Source organism: Paraburkholderia sp. SIMBA_054 (genome assembly GCF_046534875.1).
Classification (GTDB): domain Bacteria; phylum Pseudomonadota; class Gammaproteobacteria; order Burkholderiales; family Burkholderiaceae; genus Paraburkholderia; species Paraburkholderia hospita.
In genome coordinates, this window is sequence record NZ_JAWRXV010000034.1 from 70,714 (window position 1) to 96,378 (window position 25,665).

Sequence of the window (25,665 nt, forward strand, 5' to 3'; positions counted from 1 at the left end):
ATGGCTCGTTTGATAAGACCGACACCTGAGCAGCAGGCAATCGTCGATGCTGTCGCCGGTGGCGGCAATCTCAAGATCAAGGCGTACGCGGGTGCGGGCAAGACCTCGACACTGCGGCTTGTCGCAAACCGCCTCGCGCATCAGCGTGGCATCTATCTGGCGTTTAACCGCGAGATTGCAGAGCACGCGCGGCGCGGCTTTCCGCCCAACGTGATGGCCGGAACCGTCCACGCGCTGGCCTACCGATCAGTGTCGCCCGCGCTTGCCGCGCGGGTGAACCACCCCGCGGAGCCGCCTCACGAACTTGCTGCTCGCTATGGCATCGGTCCGGTAGTGGTGCCCCTCGTGACGGGAAAGACCGTCGAACTCACACCGTTCGAGCTCGGTCGCATGATCGTCGATGGACTGGGCAGGTTCTGCCGCTCGGCTGACGATGCGCCGAAGGCTATCCATGTTCCCGTCGACGAGAAGATCGACGATAAAGCCGCCGACTGGCTGCGGGAAGGACTGAGCCCCTATGTCGCGCGTCTGTGGAGTGAGAGTACGGACCCGCGTGGCCGCAGCGCCATCATTGCCGACGTCTATCTGAAGGTCTGGGCGCAGGGGCATCCGCGCATCGAATCCGACTTCATCCTCTTTGATGAGGCGCAGGACAGCGATGGCGTGATGCTGTGGCTTCTGAACCGGCAGCCACATGCCCAGATCGTCTACGTTGGTGACCCGTACCAGCAGATCTACGAATGGCGTGGCGCAGTGAACGCCATGGCGCAGATCGATGCACCCCAACACGCGCTGACCGAGTCCTTCCGTTTCGGTCACACCTTCGCCACGCTCGCCAGCCGGCTACTCGGGCTGCTGGGCGAGCAGACAGCCGTTCGCGGCCAGGGCACGATCGGCTCGATCATCGTCGAAGACCCGATGGTCGCTCCACCCGTTGATGCCATCCTTTGCCGCAAGAATGTGTCCGCCATCTGGCATCTGGCCGCGGGCGTGGAGGCGGGCCACCGACTGTCAATCCGCATGAGTCCCGCGGAAATCGTCGCGTATGCAGATGGGGCAGACAGACTGCTCGGGGGGCGGCGGGCCTACCGACCTGCCGCATTTTCGCTGTTTGAGACGTGGAAGGATGCACAGACTTTCGCTCGCAGCGCAGCCGGCGTCGATCTGCTTCCCGTCGTGCGGATTGTCGATGAATCCGGAACCGGCTATCTGCGCTCGCTGGCACAACGGATTACGTCTGAACCGCAGGCCGATTACGTGATCTCCACGGTGCACCGGGCAAAGGGCCTCGAATGGAAGCGGGTGAAAGTCATCAACGATTTTCTGTTCAAATACGTCGATGGTCGCCTGACTGTTGAGGAGGACGAGCTGCGGTTGCTCTACGTCGCGTTCACACGCGCGCAGCACGTGCTGGACGTATCGGACCTTCGCGAAGCGCTCCTGCGTTTGTTCAGATCATGAATCTGATCGCTCGCGGAAGAATTGGATGAAGAGGATGTTCAGCTCGTCGGCCGCGATTCGTCGAAGTGCAGCGATGCTCAGAAGAGGGATGGCTGTCCAGTGGGAGCGACGTCGGACCGGACTGCGCTTTTCCGGGTGATTACCCGGGGCCTCGACGCAGGACGCACAGCGCTGCCGGAGAGCGAAAACGGTTCCTCTTCGAGCCGACGGCCAAGCACTTCCCGACTGAAGACGACGTCGGGAGAAAGGCGAACGAACGGCGAGGGGGCTTCCGTTGGCATCGGGTTTGAGTCCGGCGTCGAAATGATCCGCTGAGGGCTTCGATCGTTCTGATTGTACCGGGGCCGCGAGAAAAGCCCTTGCAGGCCCGACCGTGGGACGTCAGCAACTGGTTACGTTGAACACCCTGTTACGGCGCACCTTTGGGATGACCGCGACGGTGACGCAATGGTCGTGGTCGACTCTCTTTCGAATTAACAGGCGCCTGCGAATCTGTTCATACGGCAAGCAGATTCATTCTATGACGCAGCACGATCGGTGTGTCAGGAAAATGCCTTGAAACATGTACTCAGATGATTGTTTCGCAACACCACCTGGCCTGGCACATTTCAAAGGCGGGCAGGCACACGTCACCCTTCCGCGTGCCCAGGTCGATAAAAGGTGAGGATTTCCAGGAGTCGCGCCGCTTCTAACCTCGAGATCCGGGCGAGCCGGGATGCTCGCGATGCGATGTATCGAACAGCCTTTCCATCATCGCTGTTTCCCGCAGCCTGGAAGGCACCAGGGCCCGCGCTATCGAATCCATCTGTCGCAGCCGGCGTTCGCCCAGCGCGAGAAGGTGTACTCGTCAGTCGGCGTGGTGCCGCGCGAGTGGACTCCCTGCGAAAGGGTCGTCGCGCCAGTCGGTCGTCTTTCGCTGGCTATCCTGCATCGGTGACGCCGATACCATCTCAAAATGCTCGAGTCTTTGTCCTGCGCTCATCGCCTGCTTCAGCCACTGGGGCATTTCCCCGTCACCTGTCCAGGTATCCCCCGTTGCATTTTGATACCGGGCTGATTTCTGCCTTACCTGATCGCCCGCTATCGCTGAAGCCAGGTCGTCCGGCTCAATGCCATATTCTTCCATCCGGTGGCGGAGATAAGCGATTATGCTGTCCCGCTTACGTTCATCCATTCGTTTTCATCCGTGAGTACGGTCCGACTGTTTCTTCCACATGATCGGCGGACAATCTGTTGTCTGAAGCGGATTTGCTCTGTTCAATCGCGCTGAGTCGGGGAGCGGCAGTCGCTCCTTTCCAGAAGATTAAAGCAGCAGTTATCTCGTCAGGCCACGTATTTGAAGTCGCGGTTGCGGCGCCGGGGCTGAGTGAAGCCGGGTGCGAGCGGTCCGGCTATAGCCGCTTTCGTAGCGCAGCGATCGTCGTCGCTCATCCCCTGGTCCTGCCTTAGCCAAAGATTAACCAAAGCCGACGAAGCAACCGGATTGTTCGTTCTGAGTCTGAGCCTTTTTCAATTGTAGCGTGCCGCTATCGACGTGCGTCTTACTTGCTGGCATAGTTCGGCCACTACTACATACTACAGAAAGAGGAAAGAATGGCTACGCTCGAAAACGTGCAGGCGAAAATCGCCAGGTTGCAGGCCCAGGCCGAAGCGCTTGCCGCGAAGCAGTCGTCCGGCGTCATCGCGAAAATTCGTGACCTCATGGAAAAGCATGGCTTGACCATTGCCGACATCGAAGCGCATACCGGCGGCAGGAAGCGTGGTCGCAAGCAAGGCGTCGCGACGGTTGTCAGGCCAGCAGCGTCGGCAAAGTACCGTCATCCGAGGACGGGTGCCACCTGGACGGGGCACGGCCGCGCGCCGGCATGGATCGCGAGCGCACGTGACCGGACGAAGTTTCTGATCGACGGCAGTGCTGCACAACATGCGCAACCGGCCGTTGCTGCGAAGAAACCCGCAAAGGCTGGCAACTATGTGAAGGGCCCCCAGGCGCCGAAGTACCGTGACCCGAAGAGTGGGGCGACATGGAGTGGTCGCGGTCCGGCGCCGGCATGGCTGGCTGGTGCCAGGGATCGTTCGAAGTTTCTGATCGCAGCAGCGGAAGAGGTATCGTCGGCCCCGAAGTCAGCTCCGGCCACGAAGGCAGCGGTGAAGAACGCCGCGACCAGAAAGGTTGCAGGAAAGAAGGTCGCCGCAAAGAAGGCCGTTGCAAAGAAGGTCAAGGCAGTGACAAAACCAGTGCCGGCGAAGAAGGCCGCAGTCAGAAAAGCCCAGGCGAAGAAGCCCGTGACGAAGAAAGCGCCTGTAAAAAAGGCACTGCAGAGTCCGGAAGTGGTTGCACCGACCAGCGATATGGCCTCGGCAACGGTCTCGGCCTGATATCTACAGCCCACTTGTCGTAAGAGGTTCGGTATGGGCAGGACGCCTCCGTCCTGCTCGAACAGTTCGGGCACCGTTATCCCGCGGCCGTCGTCGCATCGCCGCTCGCCTGACTGCGGCAAAGAGGCCTGTACCGTCTGCATATGAGCAACGGCAGCGCGGCCCTGGTTGTCCGTTTGCGGTAGCCCGGCGTCGGTACTGCAGGACGGTATGGTGTAGCATTCGGACGCAACGTCTTCCGGAAACATACCTCATCCACCTGATGGCCAGAACGATCCCATTTGCAAGAACGACCCAGACTGCACGCACGCGCCGGAGCAAGGCGATGCTATTACCCATGCCGCACGCCGAGGCAGACCGTGTCTGTCTGCAGGTGCATGTCGCGCTCGATGCCATGCGGCGCGGAAGGGGCAACGTCAATGCTGCACAGACGCTATGCCAGGTGATGATCCTGACTGGCCTGCTGGCTGAAGCGGGATATGGCGATGCGACGTTCGAGCAGATGCGGGACGCTGAAAGCATCCTTTCCGCCGCATTCGATCGTGGTCGCGATTCCGACGTGTGGGCGCTCGACGAAGAAGGTTTCCGGCAATTTGCCACGATCGCGGCGACCTACGACTATCAGATGGAACGCGCGCCGCTCGCCGCAATCGGGGACGCGAGTGACCGTCTGGAGCGTTTTCGGGCGGGTGAGTCATTCGAACAGGCGGCGCGAAAGCGCGCGAAACCACTACTTCCGCGATGCAAAGTTTCGGTGCGGTGTCCGGCAAGCAGTGCCCGCCCGCTTCGCGGATAGGGCGGGACCCAAACCGACACCGTCGATAAAGGGGTATGAGGGGAGGGGTCTTTTGCGGCGTGTCGCAGTCTTCCCTGCTGGTGCAAACTGTGACTCACCCTTGATAGACGCATCGCCCAGGACGATTACTGAATACAGGAGCATGCGGTGAAAAGAACCGCCGGGAACAAGCTGGTGGTCGCAGTACGCGTCACCCCAAAGATCGAGCAACGGTTGCGGCTACTGGCGGAGACGACCGGACGCAAGCAGTCGCTTTTCCTGCAGCAGATGATCGAGAGCGGTATCGGCTCGATTGAGGCTACCTGGCTCCCGCCGGATGTTCTGTCGCAGGTCCGGAGCGGCACGATGCCGCCGCGACAGGAGGCGAGCCCCGTGATTCCAGACCTCTTTGACGGCCATTGAGTCCAGAGGAAGCCGACGTATTGCGGCTTTTCGCGATGTCCGCAACTGATTCCCGGCAACAACGATCGCTAGTCATCAGATGAAGATGCGACGTCGTATTTCGGTACGCAGCTCATCCATTCACGGTAAAGGCGTGTTCGCGACCGTGACGATCCTGAGCGGGGAACTGGTCTGCGAGTGCAAGGGAAAACGGGTTCCACGGGAAGCCGCGATGAGCGGCGCGCCCCGGGATCTTGCGCAACCGGACCACACCTTCCTTTTCGATATCGGAGATGGTCACGTCATCGACGGTGCCGCCAGTGGCAATAGCGCACGATGGATTAACCATTCATGCGATCCCAATTGCGTACCGGAGCTGGACGGACAGAAAATCTTCATTTGCGCCCGGCGCAAGATTGACGCCGGTGAAGAGTTGAGCATCGACTATGCTCTGGTCAGTGATAAAAAGATGTCAAAGGCACTTCGCGATCGGTATGCCTGTTACTGTGGAGCCCGGCGATGTCGAGGTACGATGGTCGCAGGAAAAGGGTCACGATAGGCAGGTCGGGATAGCGCCAGCGCCGCAGAACGCTGTGCGCCAGTCGGTCGAAGCTCACTGCGCAAGGAGGCGTCAGCAGCCCATAGTGCCTTTGCCGGATAGGAGCGCCATCGGCCGTTCGCAAACGGGCCCGTACGCGACCTGCGTCGCGTACCCCTGCAACCCGATCACCGGTCTGCGCCTGCGTGGTCGAGCGTGACCAGGTGGGGCAAAACGTTGGGCTGCACTTTGCCGGCGAGCCAGTTCCGCTGTGGCATTGCGCTCCTTGCTTGCCTCGCCTAATCCGCGGACGACACAAGATCAGCAGGCACGACAGCGCGCATCGTGCCACCCGCGGCCGGAGCGCGCAGACTAGCGCATCCCGGTCGGCTGCACGAAGATCTTCCAGTTCTTTTTCTGTGTGACCGCGTCGGCCGTTTCGTGCACCGAGCAGTCCAGACGCAGATCGGTATCCGCCATCGACAGATCGAGCAGCATGCAGTGATGCGGCGTCTTCTTCGGGTTCTTGCCCGGTTCGAAGTGCGAGCAGGTCACGCACATCCGGTGCGGCGGGATATCGCCTTGCACTTCGAGCTGGCGCACGGTCTTCAGCAGCGTGCGATAGAACATCGACTGTTCTTCGTCGCGCAGCGTGCCGACTGCCTTCGCGAGGAAGTCCGGCCATTGCACGGCGCGCCTGGCCGCGGTGCGGCCGCGCGTCGTCAGACGCAGGGCGAGTGCGCGCCCGTCGTCGAGTGCGCGGCGCTTTTCCACCAGGCCCTTGCTTTCCAGCGTGCTCACAGCATCGCTCGTGGTCGCGGCTGTCAGCGCGGTCTCGCGTGCGATTTCGCCGAGACGCATCGGCCCCTTGCGCTGCATCAGGAGTACCAGGATCTCACCCTGGGTGGGCGTCAGACCGGCGCCTTCCGCCCACTCCCACGCCTGGCTTCGCATGGCCGTGCTGAGCCGCAGCAGGCTGTGCGTCACCCGCCCGGTTGCCTGCTCTCCGTACACGCCTTCGCTCATAGTCGCTCGTTCATTGTTGATGGCAGCCAGTGCCTGGCCGTCGATCTGCGATAAGCGATAGCCCGCTGACAGCCTGTGGAGTCAGCAAGCCGAGATCCGTCACGCAGATTCCGGCAATCTTCAAACTGTCCCGCCGTTGAGGCCTGATCCGCATGAGCTGTCAACGCTCCAGTGCAGACAAGCGGCTTTTCACGACCATCGCGACGAGACACATTCTATGCAGAGAGACGAAAATCGTACAGCTAATTATCGCGCTTTTGGCGGCGACGACTAGTATGTTTATGGAAAATTTTAATAGCCCGGGCGTTCCAGGCGGATTTTTCAAAAAGTTGATAGGGTCATCCCAAGCCTCTTGTCTTCAATGAGCTTCCTCAGGGGGTAGGCAACACCAACCCGGCAAGCGAGACCCGGACGCATTAGCGGTCTCCGGGATGCGCTCCGCGAACCGCCGGGCATGTACCATCTCCGGGTTCCGAGAGTCCAATGCATACGCTCGTCACGAAAGGATACCTAATCGAATCGTGGCGGTGGATGTCGCCATCGATGCGAGTCTCTCGCATGATGCTCATTGAGTAATTCCATCGACGTGTCCGATCGGCACATCGATGGGAACGGCACACTGCAACCGGATTGGCAACTTTGACAGAAACGCGTGGCCACCCGCCAGGTTCGCGGATAGGACCCCGAGCCGTCGATGCGAGAGCACGAAAATGTCAACGAGCCCGCCGATGGCTCTGTTCGGCGCACCCCGAAAGCACACGGATGACGGACTTGGTGAAGGTGAGGATGCCTTTCTCGTCGCCGACAACCTGTTCCTCCAAGGCAAGCGCGACCAGGCCCGCGCGCTCTTTGAGCGGCTGCTCAGCCTGACGAACGACGTCGGCCTTCTATCCGAAGAACAGGATATGCATTTGCGTTGACCCGTCGGAAACTTTCCGCAGGCGTTTTCCCACATTGCACTATTGAACACCGGTCTGACACTCACACGCGGTCACGCACGAGCGGCAACATCACTCACGCAAAAAGTGATGACCAGGCCGCGGTGCAACAATGCCGATGTCGCGTACTTCAGGCGATCGGTCAGCCCGGCGCAGGGACTTCCGGATCACCGGCCCGGGCTGCGTCAGGGGCGGCCGTTTCCTTTTCGACCAGCGCGCGGGCCATGTGCCAGTACTCGTCTGCGCATCCTTCGAGGCTCCCGTCCTGTTGCCACAGTTCGAAAGCGCGCGCGCGGATTTTTTCTTCCAGAGTGATTTCGCTCATTTCAGTAACTCCATGCGGTTGCGATGCGCGGAACCGGCGCGCATGGTCGTCGCGAGACAGGTAAAGAACAGGATAACAAGCCGGCGATGGTGGGGAAAAGCAGCGGTTCTCCATCCGTCGCGGCTGCCCTGAGCGAAAACAACGTCGCCATAGAGTGGACTCACCGTCGCTTATTTCCATCACAATATGATGGAAATAAGCGGTGGGCGAATCGAAGTAAGTACCATGGACGGCGCATTACTTCATAAGATAATACGCGAAAAAGTCCGATCGGCGAGGCGGTTGTCGTACCCTATGTCGAGCAGTGCCGCCTCGTGCGGAATCTGCGCCGGCCGCGTTCGGCACACCGTAACGCCTGATAGCTACGCATTGCAGAGATATCCTCATCCGTCAGCTGCGTCTCATGTTCCTGCGCGGCGTCCCCGGGCATTGCAATGGGAGCAAGCCATGGTTGCCACGTGCGCATCCACATCGATCACATCGGCAACGGAGACGCCAGCAAGAAGAGATCCGGTTGTAGCAACCACCACGCGGCGGCTTCGACGGATGGCACGCCCGGAATATGAATCGCCATGCTTTCTGCATCCAGTTCGGGCAATTTGCGTCGCGTGACTTCTACGTCGACGTTTGGCAAGTGGGCGGTGAGTTTCGTCTCCATGCTCAACCTCTCAATGACTGTTGACGCCGCTAACTCGGTATATAGACGTATTTTGCCGCGCTCGTCGACTCCTTTATTGCATCGCGACAACGCGGCCGCACGTTTCGTGTTTACCCCGTGTAAACGTCAACGCCGAAAGGCAGCACCATCCGCGCGTTTACCATGTCCAAGCATAGAGTTTGCTGATCAGGCTTGAGCGCGAGCGCCAGCACTTGCGCGTCGCGTGCGATCTCCTGCACGTATTCGACATCTGAAAGAACAAGGAGGCGGTCATGACCACGGCTGCCAGTTTCCACATCGGGTACACGCAATACCTCGGCCCCGACGGCGTCCCCGTCCAGTCGTTGCCCGCCTTCGCGCGGGACACGGTGCGCTGATTCCCCTCTATCGCGCGATGGTCCTCACCCGCGCGTTCGACACCAAAGCGGTTGCACTGCAACGTACAGGCAAGCTCGGTACGTTTGCTTCGTCGGTAGGACAGGAGGCGATCGGCGTGGGCCGTCGCCAGTGCGATGCGGGCCGACGACGTCCTGTTTCCTTCGTATCGCGATCACGCGGCGCAATTGCTGCGCGGCGTCACGATGACGGTGGCGATGGCCTACGAACTCGAGCACGATCCCGCAGTCGTGCTGCTCGGCGAGGACATCGGCGTGAACGGCGGAGTGTTTCGCGCGACGGTCGGATTGCAGGCGCGCTTCGGCACGCAACGCGTAATCGATACGCCGCTTGCCGAAACGGCGATTGCGGGCTCGGCAATCGGCATGGCGGCAATGGGCCTGAAACCCGTCGCCGAGATCCAGTTCAGCGGGTTCCTGTATCCGACGATCGATCACGTGCTCAACCACGCGTCGCGTCTGAGGCACCGGACGCGCGGACGCCTCTCATGCCCGCTCGTGATCCGCGCGCCGTGCGGCGCAGCCATACACGCACCTGAGCATCATTCCGAAAGTCCCGAGGCGCTGTTCGCACGCATTCCCGGCTTGCACTGCTGTTGGTTTCGCTGTCAAGCGGAAACCCCGCGTGTCTTTTGGCCCCTGACTGATAGCCCAGCTTCGCGTCGGAGATTGTGGGCGACCAGACTTTTCGTGCGCGCGCGAATTCGAGCACATCCCGGATATCCGAGTCCGTGTAGGGCGCAGTCCTACTCCAGTACCGCTGCATTCCGACTAGAGGCTTATCTGCATTCGGGTCCGTCTCACAGAGCGATGAGACTATATAAGGTAGGGACTTGTTGTAGATCGGCGGCACTTCCCAATACGATCCCTCCGTCTTGCTATCGAGTTCGAAGAGTCGAAGCCCACTCACTCGTCTGTGAAGTGCCGGTAATCCGGCCTTCATTCGTTCGAATGCAATGGCCGCAGCGAGAAGGATCACTTGCACCTGTCGCGGTGATGATGCCGCGAGTCGCGCATCAAGCGACTCAATGAATCTCTGCACGTATATCGCGCCAGCACTGTGACCAATCAGTTCTGCATGCTTTTGCTCGGTGCACATCAGGGCTACCAGTCCCTAGTAGTGGCGCTGGACGATAGAAACCATCGCGGCGATATAGACGATAATTGGCAGCACGAGAAGCCATGAGTCGCTGCGTGAAGCGAGCAATGCGCCCATGCCGATGGGGATCGCACCCACGCAAATTTGCATGATGGCCAGATTGGGCAGCGCCGCGATACGTGACGCGATGCCGCCCAGAGTGCCAGCTGTCACCATGATGGCGAGCGACGTCAGTTCGGAATCCGGTGACATGACGAACTTCATTGTGCCCACGCTGAATAGTAGTGAGGTACCGCGATGCCAGCCCGTAAAAGCTTGCCCAGATGCTTGAGTGCTGCACAGCCGCTGTGCGGCTGTGCAAGGCAAATGCGCGCGCGATGCTGATACGCATAGAGAGAATGCAGAGGTCGGCAATGAACCATAGCAGCGCCCACAGTTGATGCAGGCGAACAAAGGCAACCAGGGCAACGAAGCCACTGGCGAAGCCCGGCATGATTAACGGCCGCACATTATTGAACAGCGTCGATAGCAGCGACGAGCGGATGGACGGAGTGACGCTGTTTCGCCCTCGCGCTGATGTCGCAAGAGTCGTCTCAAGGATCAGTGGCGTACGTAACATGGTAGGGCCGCCGATTCGTTTTACTTTCCGGGCCGAGTGCGGGACGGCTGGTTTCCGAATTACGGCTTAAGGCTAAGCTGAACAAGCCACTAAATTGGCGACGTGTCAGCGATTTGAACGTCGCCAAGTCATGAGGCCGGGCTTAAGCCCTTGCGTTTCGGCCTTCGCAGGCCTGTTGGGCGGGCATTTCGCCCGTCTTTCGCCCACTATGGGCGTACCGGTGCCATCAGTTTCTTGCGCGACAGGTAGACGTTCGCCAGTGCGAGCGCGACGAATGCCCGGTTGGCGTTCTTTGCCAGACCGCGATAGCGCACCTTGGTAAATCCCGACAGTCGCTTCGTTCAAGCCGATCTCTACAACGCTTGAAGTGCCATAGCAGCTACAAGCAGCCGCCGCGCTGCGCCGAGGTACGGGCCGTCGGGTTTTCGCACAGTTGAGGTGCCTGTTCCGGTTAAGTGGCTAGCCGCGTTCGTAGCAGAGCTGGCTTTGCGGAACAGCTCGAGGTCACCAGAGAAAGTGCGGACGCTGTGAGGCGGATCAACAACGAGGGGGGCGAACGGCTCTTTTCATTTCTCAGCTCGGACAAGTAGAGGACTTACGGCCTCTATGAGGCGCCCCTGCACGCCGGGCGAACCTGTCAGCTGATGTGCTCATCGAGGTGAGCGACTTGCGGCCAGAAATGCTCAACCGGAAGGCAGCGATCGACGTGGCATGCGGGGACATGGGTGCCTTTTCCCTCGCGCCGATAAACTTTGCTACAGTGCAAACAACCGCCCTAGTTGCGGCTCGCTATCGGGCACGCCAGCAAGCCGCAACGCGTGCCAGGCCATCGCGAAGTTGCTCGAGATGATAGGCTTGCCTGTCGCCGCCTCAAGCTGTGGGATCAGCGCACCGACACGCAGGCTCGTGCAGGATACGAACACCGCGTCCACATCGGCGTGCCGCGCAAGCTGCCCGATCGCCGTGCAAAGCGACCGGGCGTCGATCCGGGCGACCTCGTTATCGTCTGCGTGCTCGAATGATGCGATGCGGGCCACGGCAATCCCGCGCGCTTCGATGTAGTCGCGCATGAACTCGTTAATGGAGCGGATATACGGCGTCAGCAACGCGGCACGCCGCACCTGCAGCGCATTGAGGGCTGCGACGGCACCCGTGATTGGGGTCGTGCAGGCGATGCCGGGACGCGCCTCGCGTATGCGGGCAAACACGCGCTCCTCGCCGATCACCATTGCCGCCGACGTGCAGCCGAACGCCACCACATCGAGCCGCTCGCCTGGCAGGAGCAACCCGACGGCCGGGGCGATGCGCGATTCAATTTCCGCCAGTCGTGCCGGTGTGATATCCGGCGAGTTCTGCAAGCGGCTTTCATAAAAAGCGACGCCGTCCTGCCGGAGCAGTTCACGCCATTCGTGTTCGATGGTGTGGTCGGTTGCCAGAACGATGAGGCCGATCGCCGCGCGCTGCGCGACGCCGTCGTCGAGCGCGAAATCGAGCTTCATGTAGGCATCGTGCTGCAGTGAGGTCGTGCTCATTTCATCGTCATCCCTGTCAGGTCCAGTTCGGGCGTGCGCCCTGTCATGATGTCGGCGAGCAATTTTGCGGTGCCGCAGGACATCGTCCATCCCATGTGTCCGTGCCCCGTGTTCAGAAACAGATTGCGGTGGCGTGTACGGCCGATCAGTGGGGTGCCCTCGGGTGTCATGGGTCGCAGCCCGGCCCAGTAGCTCGGCTTCGTGTAGTCGGCGCCGTCGGGGAACAACTCGCGCGCCGCATGTAGCATCGGGACAAAGTCTGCGGGCGTGTGGCGTGTGTCGTAGCCTGCAAATTCGGCCGTTGCGGTAAAGCGGAGCCGTTCGCCGAAGCGTGCCCATGCAACGAGATGGTTTTCATCTACGCCGCCAATCTGCGGTGGCCGGTATTCGCGTCCGGCCGGAAATGTTGCCGAGTAGCCCTTGACGGGATAGATCGCCAGCCTGTAGCCGAGCGGGCGCGCGAGAATCGGCGAATACGAGCCGAGGGCGATCACAAAGTCGTCGCCGTCGATCAGACCTGCCGGCGTGCGGACACCTGTTATCCGGTCGCCGGCCGTTTCGATACGACTGATCGGGGTGTCAAACATAAAGCGTACGTCAAGTCGTTCGCAGACTTTCTGCAGCTCGCGGGTGAACTGATGCGCATCGCCGCTCTCGTCAGTGGGGCAGTAGATCGCGCCGGCAATCCCGTCGCGCGCGTGCTCAAGCGCTGGCTCACGCGCCACTACCTGTGCGACGTCCAGCGTTTCGAGCGGCAAACCATTTTCGACAAGGATCGACATATTCGAGCGGCCGCGCTCGAACGACGCCGCGTCACGATAGAGATACAGCAGGCCGCGGCTGATCCGCTCGTACTGCAGTTGTTCTCTTGCAGTCAGTTGCTGTAGCTGATCCTGTGCGTAACGACACAACCGTACCTTGCGCGAGGTGTTTTCGCGCGAGCGCGTCGCGGTGCAGTTGCGCAGGAACAGCACACACCACGCCCACATGTGCGGATCGGCGTTAAGTCGCAGGCGAAGCGCCTGTCCTTCGACGAAGAGTGATTTCAACAGGATTTTGGGTGCGTGCGGTGAAGCCCACGTATACGAATGCCCCGGCGCGACGAGTCCGGCATTCGCAAAGCTGGTTTCGAGCGCAACACCCGAGCGGCGATCGAGCACGGTGACGGCGCGACCGTCCCTCGCGAGGTAATACGCCGTCGTAACACCTGCAAGGCCGGCGCCGAGCACGATGCTTTTCATCTGCACCCCTGTTGTCGTCTAGTAAATATAGGTCTGCCGCCGCTTTCTTGAGTGATTTATACGCGGATACCCTATATCGGATCAGCGGTTCGGGGGACCTATCATGAATAAGGCATCTTGCACGGGCATCGCACGAAAGGTGTACGCGAGGCTCGCGGAATACCGCGCAGGACGATTTATTACGTTACGCTAACTGATCGCGCCGGCTTACCCGCGTCGCGGGACCGTCCGGTCGGATTCACAGTCAGGAGCCGAGAACATGAATGCTCAGAACAATGGCATGCCCGACGCCTTCCGCGTGCTACGGAAAACCGTTGCTGCGGCTACCTTCGGTCTGGCGACACTCGCCGCGCTCGCCCCCGAAGTGGCGCATAGCCAGACCATCAAGATCGGCGTACCGGTGCCGCTTTCGGGTAGCAGCGCCAATGCCGGCACCGATATCGTGAACGGCGCCAAACTGGCCGCCGCGAAGATCAACGCGGCGGGCGGCTTGCTGGGTAAGCAGGTCGAACTCATACCGGAGGACGATGCCTGCGACGCGCAAACGGCGGTGCAGGCCGCGCAGAAGCTGGTCGACGGGGGCGTGGTCGCGGTGGCCGGTGGGTATTGCTCGAGCGCCGCGCTTCCCGAGCTGACGACCTTTCATCGGTCCGGCATTCCATACGTACTGGATGCGTCGACCAACCCGAAGCTGACCGAAATGGGCTACGACAACGTCTTTCGCACCATCGGCCGCGATGACCAGCAGGGCCCGTTCGCTGCCAGCTTCATCAAGAATTCGCTGCACGCGAAGCGTGCGGCGGTCATCGACGACAATACAACTTATTCGAAGGGGCTGGCGCAGAACACGGTCGACGCGCTCAAGAAGGGCGGTGTCGAAGTCGTGTACGCTGACTCGATCACGGCCGGCCAGATGGATTACTCGCCGACCCTGACCAAAGTCGCGTCGCTCAAACCCGACGTGATCTACTACACCGGTTACTTTTCCGAAGCCGGACTGCTCGTGAAGGAGGCGCGACAACTGGGCCTCAAGATGACCCTCATGGGTGGCGACGCCACCAACGACCCAACGCTGATGAAAACGGCCGGCCCGGCCGCCGACGGCATGATCATCACGACCTCTCCGCTGGCGCAATTCCTTTCGGGCGCGCACAGCTACGTCGACGACTACTCAAAGGCCTACGGACAGGGGCCCGGCCCTTATTCCGTCTATGAATACGATGCCGTCGCCGTCACGGCAAAGGCGATAGCCGATGCGAAATCGGCGGACCCGAAGGCGATCATCGCCGCGCTGCACAAGATCAAGGACTATGCGGGCCTGACTGGAACGATCGGATTCGATCCGAAGGGCGACCGCAGCCGCGCGGTGTACATCACGATCATCGTGCGGAACGATCAGTTCGCGGCTTACCAAAGACAGGACGCGGGCGGTCACTGGGTGGCAATGAAATAGGCGCCGCGGCTCACCCGTTGCGGCCATGAGCACCTTTTTCCAGTACGTCGTCGAAGGGCTGACGATCGGCTCGTTCTACGCGCTCGTGGCCCTCGGGTACACGATGGTCTACGGCATCATCCGTCTGATCAACTTTGCGCACGGCGACCTGTTCATGGTCGGCGCATTTATCGGCTGGACCAGCCTCGCGGCGTTCGCGAGCGCGCATCTGCCGCTTGCGCTCGCGCTGGCGGCTGCTTTCGCGGTGTCGATGGTCGCGACGGGCGGGCTCGGCGTCGCCATCGCGCGCGTCGCGTATCAGCCATTGCTGCGCGCACCGCGTCTGTCGATCCTCATTACCGCGCTAGGCATCTCGCTGGCACTCGAGAACGCCGTGCTTCTTATTTACGGCGCAGGCTTCAGGACCTATCCGCACCTGCTCACCCACGCGGGACTCAATCTGCTCGACGTGCAAATAACGTTCGCGCAGATCGGCATCGTCGCCGTCAGCTTTACGCTGATGCTGGGTCTCTACTTTTTCGTGCATCACACGTTCCTCGGCACCGCGATGCGTGCGCTCGCTATCGATCAGGATGCGGCGCGCCTGATGGGCATTGATGTCGAACGGATGATCCAGCTCACCTTCTTCATCGGATCGGTTCTCGCTGCAGTCGCGGGCGTGATGGAGGGCCTCTTTTATACGCAGATCAACTTTTTCATGGGCTTCGTGCTCGGGCTGCGCGCATTTACCGCGGCCGTGCTCGGTGGGATCGGCAATATACCGGGCGCCATGGCGGGCGGACTCCTGATCGGGTTGCTGGAGGCATTCGGCGCTGGTTATGTGTCGTCGCAGTGGACGGATGTGTTCGTGTTCGGCGTGCTGATCGCCGTGCTGGTGGTCAAGCCGACGGGCTTGTTCGGCGAGCGCGTCGTCGAGAGGATGTAGCGTATGCGCGCACCGGTTCCGATGCCAGCGCGGCCCACGATCGTCACGGTGGGGCTGCTCGCGCTTGCCATCGCGCTGCCGGCTTTCTCCAGCAACTACGTCATCGATGTCGCCCTGACGATCGTTACGTACTCGATCCTCGGCCTGGGGCTGAACATCGTGGTCGGCTATGCCGGCCTGCTCGATCTCGGCTACGCGGCATTCTTTGCGATCGGCGCCTACAGCACGGCATTGCTCGAAACGCTGCTGGGCTTCTCTTTCTGGGAGACGCTCCCGTTCAGCGTGGCCTTTGCCGGGGTATCGGGGGTGGTGATCGGCTATCCGACGTTGCGTCTGCGTAGCGACTATCTGGCCATCGTCACGCTGGGGTTTGGCGAGATTACCCGGATCGTCGCGACCAATCTCGACATCACGGGCGGTCCAAACGGGATTTACGGTATCGCCAGCGCGAGTCTCTTCGGCTATGAGATCAGCTCGCCGCGCGCAGTCTACGAACTGGGCATGGCGGTCCTCATAGTTGTCCTGCTATTCGCGGTCCGCCTCGGCCGCTCGCGGCTCGGGCGTGCGTGGACGAGTATCCGCGAGGACGAAGCGGCCGCCGAGGCAGTCGGCGTCCCGACGCTGCGCGTGAAGCTTCTGGCCTACGTAATGGGTGCGCTGATCGGCGGCATAGCGGGCAGCCTGTTCGCCGCGCGTTTCGGCACCATCGATCCCACCGGGTTCACTTATCTGCAGTCCGTGACGATTCTCATCATCGTCGTGCTCGGCGGACGCGGCAGCATACCGGGCGTGATTCTCGGTGCGATCATCGTCGCTGGCGTACCGGAATTGCTGCGCTTTCTGAACCTCTGGCGCATTTTCGGATTCTCCGTCGCGCTCGTGATGCTGATGCTGTTGCGACCGCAAGGCTTGTGGCCTGTCCGTGCAAAACGCGCGATGCCGCATGTGGGTGTGTCAGGCGTGCCGGCTTCACCCGCACCACCCGTCATGGCAAGGGCGGGCGAAACGCTGCTCGAGGTTCGCGATCTGGCGCGCCGATTCGGCGGCGTGCTGGCGGTCGGTGGAATCAGCTTCGTCGTGCGCAGCGGCGAGATCCTTGCGCTGATTGGCCCGAACGGTGCCGGCAAGACGACGGTCTTCAACTGCCTGACTGGCGTCGTCCGCGCGAGCGACGGACATCTGTTCTGGTGCGGCGCGCCCCTTGGCGGCGGCGCACCTCACCGCAACGTGCATCGCGGCATTGCCCGCACGTTTCAGGGCATTCGTCTCTTTGGTCACATGAGCGCGTTTGAGAACGTGCTGACGGGAATGGACCACCGGTTGCACACGTCGCTTGTGTCAGAACTCCTGGGCACACCGTCCGCTCACGCCGAGGCGGCTGAACACGAGGCGCAAGGCATGCGCTGGCTAGACATGGTCGGCCTTGCTGCACGAGCGAGCGAATACGCGGCCGATTTGCCCTATGGCGACCAGCGCCGGCTCGAAATCGCTCGCGCATTGGCGAGCAATCCGCGCCTGCTGCTGCTGGACGAGCCTGCCGCCGGGATGAATCCGACAGAGAAGTACGCGCTGATGGAACTGATCCGGCGTATCCGCGCGCTCGGCGTCACGGTGCTGCTCATCGAACACGACATGACGCTGGTGATGGGCGTCTCCGACCGGATCATCGTGATGGATCACGGCGTGATCATCGCCGAAGGGCCACCCGCGCAGGTCCAGATCGATCCGCGCGTGATTGACGCGTATCTTGGCACCGCCGAAGAAGACGACGCGGCCGGCGATGTGGCCAACGGGGAGAAGTCGCTGTGGAACTCCTAGAAGTCCGCGATCTGCGCGTGAGTTACGGCAACATCGAGGCGTTGCATGGCGTCTCGCTCGATGTCGGGGCGGGCGAGATAGTTGCGCTGCTCGGCGCCAATGGTGCAGGCAAGACCACGATGCTCAGGACCATCTCAGGTCTGATTCGGCCGCGCGCCGGACGGATTGCCCTCTCCGGGCGGCCGCTGACGGGGATGCATTCCCACCAGATCGTTGCGCTCGGCGTTGGGCACGTGCCGGAGGGGCGACGGATCTTCGGCGCGCTGACAGTCGAGGAGAATCTGCGTTTCGGCGGCTATCTGTTGCGGCGCGACGCTGTCGCGCTGGAGCGCCGGATCGCCGCCCTCTACGAGACCTTCCCGCGGCTTGGTGAGCGACGCGGCCAGTTGGCCGGAACGCTCAGCGGCGGCGAACAGCAGATGCTCGCCATTGGGCGCGCGCTGATGCTCAAACCCACGCTCGTGTTGCTGGACGAACCCTCGATGGGGCTCGCACCGAAACTGGTGCGCGCAATCTTTGGCATGATCGCGGACGTCTGCACGGAAGGCACTTCGGTGCTTCTTGTCGAGCAGAACGTCAGACAGGCTCTTCGCATTGCGCACCGGGCTTATGTGCTGGAGGGCGGGAGCATGGCGCTGTCGGGGACGTCCCGGGATCTGGTCAACGACAGCCGGGTTCGAGCCGCGTATCTTGGAGGGAGTGCGTCATCGACGGGTTTGCCATAACGGGTGTCGTACACCGACCGCTTTTTCAAGGAGCGACTTCATGGTGAACTACCCTGCCGCCTATCAATCAATGTTGAAGTGTAGTCCGTTCGACCTTACCGGACGTTCAGGTGTCGCCGTAGGCGAGGCAGTTTCAGGTTGCTTTTCTACCGTTCGGACCACCGCGATCGCGAAAGTCAGGTTGCACTGACGGCATGCTCCTGGTCGAAGCGGTTGAATCGGTTGCCGACATGTCTTGGACGGCTCTTAATCGCAGCGAGCAGATGTGCGCCTCGAGACGGCCGTCACATCCAGCGAGGACGCATGGCCCAGAAAGGGCATCCACTACCGCATGCATCCCGCCAACGCGCCCGTCTTGAGCGCCGCGAAAATCGACTGCTGCGCGCTCGCGAATAATCATGTGCTCGACTGGGGCTATCGCGGGTTGAAGGAAACTCTGAATGCCTTGCGTTCAGCCGGCATTCATACGGCTGGCGCGGGGCAGGACGACGTCGAGGCGGCCGCGCCTGCCGTGATCGAACTGGCGGGCGGCGGCAGGGTGATGATCTTCGCCTTTGCCACGGAGTGCAGCGGCGTGGGCGCGGACTGGGCCGCCGATCGAGGCCGCCGCGGCGTGAACCGGCTCCCTGATCTTTCAGCTGACACCGTATGCACGATCGCCGCGCAGGTGCGAGCGGTCAGGCAGGCAGCCGACATCGTCATCGTCTCGATCCATTGGGGCGAGAACTTCGATTTCGACATACCTACTTCGCAGCGATACTTCGCGCACGAACTCATCGATTCGGCGGGCGTGGATCTCGTACACGGCCATTCGTCGCACCACGTGAAGGCATCGAGCTGTATCGAGGCAAACTCGTCCTGTACGGTGCCGGGGACTTCATCAACGACTATGAAGGTATCGGCGGTCAGGAAGCGTTTCGCAGCGACCTTACGCTGATGTATTTCCCCACGCTCGACCTTGAAACAGGCACACTGGCCGAACTGTCGATGACGCCGACGCAGACACGCCCCTTCCAGGTCAACCGGGCGCCTGAAGAAGGCATTCGATGGTTACACGAAACGCTGAATCGGGAGAGTTAGCCAATGGGCGCCACGGTGGAGCGCCGCGCGAACGACATGCTCGTGCTGCGTGCGGGCGCTTAGGCGCCGAGATAACGCACGAACCACTGCAACGCGTACCGCGCAACGGCTTCCAGTGTGCCGGGCTCTTCGAACAGATGGGTCGCGCCGGGGACGGTCACAAGATCCTTCGGACATTCGAGAAGAGCGAAAACTTCCAGGTTGACTTCGATGACAGTGGCGTCGAGCCCGCCTACCACGAGCAACGTAGGCGCCTGCACCGCGGCGAGGACGTCGCGTCCGGCGAGATCGGGCCTGCCGCCTCGCGAAACGATCGCCTCAATCGGGACCGACGACACGTGCGCCGCGCGGATCGCCGCAGCCGCACCCGTGCTCGCGCCGAAGTAACCAAACGAGAGGCGTGCCGTCTGCTTCGCCGCGATCCAGGCCGTTGCTTGCGCGAGACGCACCGCCAGCAGCTCGATGTTGAAGCGGGCAGCGGGACCGGTGTCTTCCTGCTCGGAGAGCAAGTCCATCAGCAGCGTTCCGATGCTGGCCCGGTTGAGTTCCGTGGCCACATACTGGTTACGAGGGCTGAATCGCGAACTGCCGCTGCCGTGCGCGAACAGAACCAGTGATTGAGCGTCCTGTGGCAGCGCGAGCGTGCCCATCAGGGAGGCGTCTTCCACCGGAATGGTGACTTCCTGCGTTTGGAGCCGAGGTTCCATGACATCCTCAAGCCGGGCATGACATTTTTCCGACCCAATATGCGACGCGTCCGCCGTTATTTTCGCGGGCGCGCTGATGCTGGGCAAGACATTAGATTGCCCGGCAGGCTTCCGCGCACCTCCGGCACGCATCGCTGCATGTGCCGCAGTGCTCGGGTGCGTGCCGCGCGCATTCATCGGCATACTCGTCACAGATCCGTGCGCAGAGTTCGCAAAACTCGGGTGCGAAATGGCTTTGTCGAGCCAACGCCGCAGATGTCAGACGGCATAGCGAAGCGCAATCGGCGTTGAGGCGAATACATTTGGCCATGTTCACCCTGCCCGGTTCATCGAGGCAGGCGGATGCGCAGCGATCGCATGCAGCGGCACAAGCATCGCAGGCTTCAATAGACGGCTGATAGATTTCGGGATTCATCGACGAAGCTCCAGACTTGAATAGAGTTGTTCGACGTCCGCCGCGTGCTCTCCTCCAGGGCACTGCGCGAGGTGTTGCGAATGACTTCAGGGCCGACCCGCGCGGCTTTCGTAGCAGCGTAGTCGCTAGTGTCGGTGCCGTAAAGCGAAGCTGCGAGCCGGATTTCTCGCGAATAGCTTCATTAAACGTTTCGGGTTTGATTCGCTGTACCGGTTCGCCGCGGTTCCGGACGAGTCTCTTCGAGACAAGGCGACAACAGAGGCACTAACCTCACAGGTCGACGCTATCCGCGATGGCCGCTCGGTGATCGACATCCGTCTCAACCGAAGCGTCCCGGTGCGGCCCACATCGGCCCGGGACCAACGGCGATAGCAAATGAGTGCAACGACCGCAACGTTGCCACCTGCGCCAGTGGAGTGGCGGCCGTTCTATCCTTGAAAGCTGCCGCTCAGTCTGCGCCTGCTCGAAGGGCGGCTCAAGGTCTGTTGTGTTGAAAAACTCGAAGCGTGCTGTTTTCGAATAGCATGCAAAAAAATCGACCTCTCAGATCGATCTACAACCCGCTCGCGAGCATTGGTTAAGGGTAAAACGACCCCTGCAAACCTGGCGAGAACAACCGTCGTCGAGTTCTTCAACACAATAGGTCGAGGGCGTTCCGTCACGACAAGCGGGGTTCAGTCCCGCCATTCAAGTTATCAGTGTGACCGGCCGTCAAGCGTCGTTCGAAAGTTTCCTTGCTCGGACGTCAGGCGGTCGCTCCTGCTACGAAGTCGCCGTTCCATTGCCCACTACGCACGCCGGACGATGTACCGCAGCGTCACGAAATCGCCACATCATGCGAAAGTCAGTCTCCCGACATCCAGGCAAGCCGGCATTTGACGTGCAACGGCCAACGGGCCCTCATGCTGCCTGGAACAACCGCCTCGTAGACGATTAACTGTCCTGGACTTCGAGACCGCACGCAGCGCCATGATGAGGTTGCAAAAAATGTCTGGCCGACATCGCTGAAGCTGAAACCTGGAGTGATTGCCTGGGCTCATCATTGAGGTCGTCAAAGGCTTCCGGGATCCCCAACTGGAGTTACCGGCGGCTTGGGTCTATCCTTCTCTCACTCCTTTGGCTGCCACGGGCGTCGACGAGGTGCTCCGCGCTCATCGATAGTGGTTACCGCTCAGCAAAAGCAAACCCGAAAAGGAGAAAGCCAGATGTCACAATCGATCTCGCGGCGCGCTTTCATGGCATTCGGTGGTCTGGCTATGGCGGGCATGCTGTCCTTGGCACAAGCGGCGCCGGTCTCATTTGAGGTGCCGTTGGCGGGCGCCCAACAGGTCCCGCCGGTGCAGACTCCTGGCAGCGGCAGTGCCAGGCTCACGTACGACCCTGGTACGCGGGTCGTAACCTGGAACATCAGCTTCAGTGGATTGTCGAGTCAGGCCACAATGGCGCATTTCCACGGCCCCGCCCCGGCCGGCAAAAACGCCGACGTGAAAGTCTGGCTCTCCCAGAAGGGCAGCATGGAAATGACGAGCCCGCTTAGCGGTCAGGCCACGCTATCCCCGGACGACGCCAAGATGTTCGAAGCCGGTGACATGTACATCAACGTTCACACCAGGAACCATCCGAACGGAGAGATCCGCGGCCAGGTGGTGCCGCCGAGGAGCTACTGACGCACCACTGAAACGGCACTCCGAGATCAGGTTCGCGGCAAGCTCAGAGAAAAGCCGCGAGCAGCATCACCACGGTAGCCGCGACGCCGAGCGGCAGCAGCGCCAGCAGCGCTGGCGTCTGCCGCGGCGCGTCGATGAACGAGGGCAACAGCTTGTAGCCGGTTAGCATCGGCCACAGCAGGTTGTGTCCCTTCGCTATTGCGTAGAGAGCGATCACGAGCACGTGCAGTGTTACCGCGGCGAGCAGCACGTCCCAGACAAGCCCGTGCAGCGTCGAGATGGCGTTGGCGAGCCACGACGGGATCACTTGGCTCAACGGCCCTTCGTCGGCGATGTCGTTGTTGACGTAGAGCCCGCTCAGCGTCTCGACCAGTAACAACGCGAGGAGCAGCAGGACCATCCAGCCGCCGGCCGCATTGTGGCCCACCTGCATATCCGGCTCGCGGTGAAACAGGTGACGCAGATGACGAAGTGCAGCCACGGGCGACGCCACGAAACTGCGAAAGCGCGCGGTTTCGCTGCCAAAGAAGCCCCACAGCAGCCGGAAAATAACCACGGCGAGCAGCGACTCGCCGACCCGGACGTGCCAGTCGATCCAGTTCAGCTTCAAGGTGACATACGCCGCCGTAACCAGCGCGACCACCAGCCAGTGAAACAGGCGCACCGGTGCGTCCCAGACCAGCACCGGGCGGCGGGCAGGCTGTGTCTGCAGTGTTGCCAGTTCGTCGGCATCCATGTGGCGTGCCTCCCCCCGCAAGCGGCTAGAAGAGATACAGGGCCGCGATGAACACCACGCCGAAGAATAGCACCGCGGTAATGAGTTAGGCCATTGTGTCCAGCGATGAGCTACGCTACGTCGACGGATACTAAAGGCGGTTTTCCTTGCACGCGTACGCAAATTTTTCGCTGGCGCGTGGCGTACCCATCTGGAAGTGTGTGAAATCGTCGCCGAATCGCATCGTCGATCACGCCAGGACTTATCAGGCGGCGGGGCATAACGACTCCACTGGTCACGTCTACGCGATCTGATGTCGAGAGGCGATCTGGTTCATTCTCACGCCACCCACTGAGATATGAAACCCAATAGCATCGCGCGCAAACGCCTGTATATCCTCGATGGGAAGAATAAGCCTGTCGAGGTGTTCGACTTCAGCGAGTGGTCGCGCTGGCGGTCTGAGAATGACCTGATTTTTCGGCGCACATTGATGGAGGAATCCGGCGTGACAATCACTACCCGCTTTCGCGGTGTATCTGAAACGGGTCGCGGAGAGCCCCTGCCGTTTGTGACCCGTGTTGCCGGCATGCAGCAGGAGCGAGACAACGAGAGCTACGGAGCCCGCACGCTCGATGAGGCGCTGGAGCAGCATGAGCGCACCCTACAGAAAATCCTCCAGATGCTGACCAGACCGTGATCGCCACAACGCGGCGGCGCACATCGTGTTATATCTGAGGCAGTCGTGCCATTCGCGCGGGAAACGACGATGGCAGGACGCCGAGCCGCCTGCATCAGTTCTTGTGGGCCCTACATGGACAAGCGCCATCGGCGTGCACTCAATGAATGAAGTGCTCGCTAGCGATGAACTGCTGCAAGGACGCTGTACTACCCGTTAGCGTCGCAGGTAGCCGTTATCTACTGCCCGTTGTTCATTCCACTTCACGACCACGGAGGACTTGCGTCAGGACGCTCCAGCTCCCTGATGCATTTCGCCGCCCCGCATCAGGCGCTGCGCGATATCGGCCGTCTGCAGCGTGCCGCGTTCAGTCGGTGAGTGAGCCGCGAGATAGCGGACGACCGCAATGAGAATATGCCGGCCCTCGCCAGTATTCCCCCACACGGCAAACTGACGGACGCCAGCCTCCAGCATCTGATACGCATGGAAAGCTGCATCTTCGCGCAGCACCGCAAATGCGAGCGTCGCGATCAGCGCCTGTGGCGGATGGCCAAGCGTAAGATGGCGCGCCACCAGCCTTGCCGCAAGATCGACCTGTCGCTGCCGGTCGAAGGCATCGAGCAACGCGGTGCGGATCGTCTCCTGATCGGCGGGGAGGTCGTCGAGCTGATCGTTACCTTCGCCCGGGATGCCGGCCGGTGGCACGTTCAGATAACGGGCAAGGTAGAGCGCCATGGCCCCGTGCATGATGGCGCGCACGGCCGCGACGTAGCCGTCGATGCCCTCGTTCCCGATCCGCCTGAGCAACTGCTGGACCGCGTTGGCATGGGTGAAAACGTGATGCGCCGTCTCCCAGTCGGCGTGCTCGTTGGCATTGCCGAAGCGCGCGACGCGCAGCGCCGCGCCATAAGCGAGTGATCGTCCCAGGTCAGCAGGAGCGGCGCCAGCACGGATCGCCGCCTTCAGCGCATCAATGATCTTCGCTGGATCGCCTCCGAGCAGTTGCCGCGCGAGCGCCGCGTGCTCCGACCAGCCTTGCGAGCCGCGCCCGCCAGCGAAGAGTTGCCCCATCTGGCTGGCTGATTCGTCACACAGTGCGACAAGATCAACAGGCTGGCGCCAGGCGGTCGATTCCTCGGCGCCACGAGCGGTCACCATCTGGACGACGATAGTAGGTAGTAAAACTGATGCGTGCTCCCAGCCGACCAGGTCGAGGCACTCAAACGCCTTGTTGATGAAGTCGAGCGAATGACCGGTGTCGGCAAACGCCCGTTCAGTGCCGGCAGAAAGCAGGGCGTCGGCGAGCACAGCGGGTGGGACACCCGTGGCAATCGCCGTCAACAGGGTGCGCTCAGCCGCCTCGCGGTGACGCACGTTCGTCCAGAGGCGCAGCCAACGCTTGAGCGCAGCTGGCTCCGGCCGGCTGTCAAGCGGCGCCCGTTCCCGCCGCGGCGCCTCGCCTTCGCAGTCCGCCGCCACACGGCGCGCGCCCTGGAAGAGGGCGAGATAGGTGTCGTCCTCTGGCAGGACGGGCAACAGATTGGCGAGCGCCGTGAGTATCGTGAGGCCGACGCCCCAGCCATCACGGTTCTGCGCTCCGAATAGCGCCACCTGCCGCACGATATCGGTCACCGGCACGCCGGCCGCGAGCTCACCATGCACGCCCTTGGCGATGACGAGTCCGAGGTCGTGTGCGAGACCGTCCGTGAGCCGCTGACGCCAATGCGCCGCAGGATCGGAATGTCCAGACGTGGTCGCCACCCAGACGTCGCCATTGCGCACCTCGACCGCGCAGCTCGGCACATCGTCCGCCCAGAGGTCGAATGTGCAGCCGCTCTGCAGATCGAAGCGGGCATGGTGCCAATGACAGGTCAGGATGCCATCCTCGACAGTGCCTCGCTCGAGCGGAAAGCCCATGTGTGGGCAACGATTGTCGAGGGCGAAGACGCGCCCGCGGTCGTAGATGACGAGGATTGCACCATGGCCACCTTGCACGACGAGCCGCCCCTTCGCCCTCAGCTCTTCAAGGCTTCCCACGAGCATGAATCCGTTATTCGGTGCGTCCATGCGCACACCTCCCGCATTCGTCTCTCCGC

General features: G+C 61.5%; 21 protein-coding genes and 4 pseudogenes. 14 read left to right on the top strand and 11 right to left on the bottom strand.

Features of this window, described 5'->3' with window-relative positions:
- The gene (locus SB822_RS33740; RefSeq protein WP_410856580.1) at nt 1-1,461 is read left to right on the top strand and encodes a UvrD-helicase domain-containing protein; all 1,461 of its coding nucleotides are present in this window, start codon (nt 1-3) and stop codon (nt 1,459-1,461) included.
- An 847-nt stretch (nt 1,462-2,308) separates the two neighbouring features.
- Here SB822_RS33740 and SB822_RS33745 read toward each other — a convergent pair.
- On the bottom strand, nt 2,309-2,635 hold the full coding sequence (locus SB822_RS33745; RefSeq protein ID WP_410856581.1) for an H-NS family nucleoid-associated regulatory protein: 327 nt from the start codon (nt 2,633-2,635) through the stop codon (nt 2,309-2,311).
- A 419-nt stretch (nt 2,636-3,054) separates the two neighbouring features.
- Here SB822_RS33745 and SB822_RS33750 point away from each other — a divergent pair, with 419 nt between their 5' ends.
- From SB822_RS33750 to SB822_RS33765, 4 genes and pseudogenes are all read left to right on the top strand, one after another.
- Nucleotides 3,055-3,840 carry an H-NS histone family protein gene (locus SB822_RS33750; protein WP_086908702.1) on the top strand — a complete coding sequence of 262 codons (786 nt, stop codon included), beginning with the start codon at nt 3,055-3,057 and terminating at the stop codon, nt 3,838-3,840.
- Nucleotides 3,841-4,102: 262 nt separating this feature from the next.
- Nucleotides 4,103-4,564 (top strand): annotated as a pseudogene (locus SB822_RS33755) (hypothetical protein); the annotation flags it as partial.
- A gap of 219 nt (nt 4,565-4,783) precedes the next feature.
- Nucleotides 4,784-5,038: a hypothetical protein gene (locus tag SB822_RS33760; RefSeq protein WP_086908700.1), complete on the top strand. Its 255-nt coding sequence runs from the start codon at nt 4,784-4,786 to the stop codon at nt 5,036-5,038.
- Between the two features lie 85 nt (nt 5,039-5,123).
- Entirely contained in the window at nt 5,124-5,576 is a 453-nt protein-coding gene (locus SB822_RS33765) for an SET domain-containing protein (protein ID WP_410856601.1), read from the top strand.
- Between the two features lie 351 nt (nt 5,577-5,927).
- Here SB822_RS33765 and SB822_RS33770 read toward each other — a convergent pair whose 3' ends face one another.
- A complete protein-coding gene (locus SB822_RS33770; RefSeq protein WP_410856582.1) occupies nt 5,928-6,581 on the bottom strand; it encodes a MarR family winged helix-turn-helix transcriptional regulator in 654 nt (217 codons plus the stop codon).
- A 749-nt stretch (nt 6,582-7,330) separates the two neighbouring features.
- Between SB822_RS33770 and SB822_RS33775 the strand changes: the two are divergent.
- Nucleotides 7,331-7,564 (top strand): annotated as a pseudogene (locus SB822_RS33775) (glycoside hydrolase family 15 protein); the annotation flags it as partial.
- Nucleotides 7,565-7,661: 97 nt separating this feature from the next.
- On the opposite strand, the gene SB822_RS33780 reads toward SB822_RS33775, so the two are convergent.
- Both SB822_RS33780 and SB822_RS33785 read right to left on the bottom strand, forming a co-directional pair.
- Nucleotides 7,662-7,844 carry a DUF2934 domain-containing protein gene (locus tag SB822_RS33780; protein WP_086910621.1) on the bottom strand — a complete coding sequence of 61 codons (183 nt, stop codon included), beginning with the start codon at nt 7,842-7,844 and terminating at the stop codon, nt 7,662-7,664.
- Between the two features lie 475 nt (nt 7,845-8,319).
- Entirely contained in the window at nt 8,320-8,502 is a 183-nt protein-coding gene (locus SB822_RS33785; protein WP_242681980.1) for a hypothetical protein, read from the bottom strand.
- A gap of 581 nt (nt 8,503-9,083) precedes the next feature.
- On the opposite strand from SB822_RS33785, the pseudogene SB822_RS33790 reads away from it, so the two are divergent.
- Nucleotides 9,084-9,485, top strand: a pseudogene (locus SB822_RS33790) (alpha-ketoacid dehydrogenase subunit beta); the annotation flags it as partial.
- Between the two features lie 526 nt (nt 9,486-10,011).
- On the opposite strand, the gene SB822_RS33795 reads toward SB822_RS33790, so the two are convergent.
- The 4 genes and pseudogenes from SB822_RS33795 to SB822_RS33810 form a co-directional block, all read right to left on the bottom strand.
- Nucleotides 10,012-10,260, bottom strand: coding sequence for a hypothetical protein (locus SB822_RS33795; protein WP_086908760.1), 249 nt, complete (start codon nt 10,258-10,260; stop codon nt 10,012-10,014).
- A 561-nt stretch (nt 10,261-10,821) separates the two neighbouring features.
- Nucleotides 10,822-10,953: pseudogene (locus SB822_RS33800) on the bottom strand (IS5/IS1182 family transposase); the annotation flags it as partial.
- A 417-nt stretch (nt 10,954-11,370) separates the two neighbouring features.
- Nucleotides 11,371-12,147 (bottom strand): Asp/Glu racemase, encoded by a 777-nt coding sequence (locus tag SB822_RS33805; RefSeq protein ID WP_410856583.1) that lies wholly within the window; start codon nt 12,145-12,147, stop codon nt 11,371-11,373.
- A complete protein-coding gene (locus SB822_RS33810) occupies nt 12,144-13,388 on the bottom strand; it encodes a D-amino acid dehydrogenase (RefSeq protein WP_410856584.1) in 1,245 nt (414 codons plus the stop codon). Before SB822_RS33810 ends, SB822_RS33805 begins: the two co-directional genes overlap by 4 nt.
- A 259-nt stretch (nt 13,389-13,647) precedes the next feature.
- On the opposite strand from SB822_RS33810, the gene SB822_RS33815 reads away from it, so the two are divergent.
- The 5 genes from SB822_RS33815 (at nt 13,648) to SB822_RS33835 (ending at nt 19,246) form a co-directional block, all read left to right on the top strand.
- Entirely contained in the window at nt 13,648-14,841 is a 1,194-nt protein-coding gene (locus tag SB822_RS33815; RefSeq protein ID WP_410856585.1) for a branched-chain amino acid ABC transporter substrate-binding protein, read from the top strand.
- A gap of 25 nt (nt 14,842-14,866) precedes the next feature.
- Nucleotides 14,867-15,766 (top strand): branched-chain amino acid ABC transporter permease, encoded by a 900-nt coding sequence (locus SB822_RS33820; protein WP_410856586.1) that lies wholly within the window; start codon nt 14,867-14,869, stop codon nt 15,764-15,766.
- 3 nt (nt 15,767-15,769) lie between these two features.
- Entirely contained in the window at nt 15,770-17,584 is a 1,815-nt protein-coding gene (locus SB822_RS33825; protein ID WP_410856587.1) for an ABC transporter permease subunit, read from the top strand.
- Nucleotides 17,572-18,309: an ABC transporter ATP-binding protein gene (locus tag SB822_RS33830; RefSeq protein WP_410856588.1), complete on the top strand. Its 738-nt coding sequence runs from the start codon at nt 17,572-17,574 to the stop codon at nt 18,307-18,309. The genes SB822_RS33825 and SB822_RS33830 overlap by 13 nt, the downstream gene beginning before the upstream one ends.
- Nucleotides 18,310-18,574: 265 nt before the next feature.
- Complete coding sequence (locus SB822_RS33835) at nt 18,575-19,246, top strand: CapA family protein (protein ID WP_410856589.1); 672 nt, start codon at nt 18,575-18,577, stop codon at nt 19,244-19,246.
- Between the two features lie 202 nt (nt 19,247-19,448).
- On the opposite strand, the gene SB822_RS33840 is transcribed toward SB822_RS33835, so the two are convergent.
- Nucleotides 19,449-20,096, bottom strand: coding sequence for a dienelactone hydrolase family protein (locus SB822_RS33840; protein WP_410856602.1), 648 nt, complete (start codon nt 20,094-20,096; stop codon nt 19,449-19,451).
- Between the two features lie 1,620 nt (nt 20,097-21,716).
- Here SB822_RS33840 and SB822_RS33845 point away from each other — a divergent pair.
- On the top strand, nt 21,717-22,178 hold the full coding sequence (locus tag SB822_RS33845; protein WP_410856590.1) for a CHRD domain-containing protein: 462 nt from the start codon (nt 21,717-21,719) through the stop codon (nt 22,176-22,178).
- A gap of 43 nt (nt 22,179-22,221) precedes the next feature.
- On the opposite strand, the gene SB822_RS33850 is transcribed toward SB822_RS33845, so the two are convergent.
- Nucleotides 22,222-22,914 carry a cytochrome b/b6 domain-containing protein gene (locus tag SB822_RS33850; RefSeq protein ID WP_410856591.1) on the bottom strand — a complete coding sequence of 231 codons (693 nt, stop codon included), beginning with the start codon at nt 22,912-22,914 and terminating at the stop codon, nt 22,222-22,224.
- A gap of 337 nt (nt 22,915-23,251) precedes the next feature.
- On the opposite strand from SB822_RS33850, the gene SB822_RS33855 reads away from it, so the two are divergent.
- The gene (locus tag SB822_RS33855) at nt 23,252-23,590 is read left to right on the top strand and encodes a hypothetical protein (RefSeq protein WP_410856592.1); all 339 of its coding nucleotides are present in this window, start codon (nt 23,252-23,254) and stop codon (nt 23,588-23,590) included.
- Nucleotides 23,591-23,854: 264 nt separating this feature from the next.
- On the opposite strand, the gene SB822_RS33860 is transcribed toward SB822_RS33855, so the two are convergent.
- Entirely contained in the window at nt 23,855-25,636 is a 1,782-nt protein-coding gene (locus SB822_RS33860) for a Rieske (2Fe-2S) protein (RefSeq protein ID WP_410856593.1), read from the bottom strand.
- Nucleotides 25,637-25,665 lie beyond the last annotated feature (29 nt).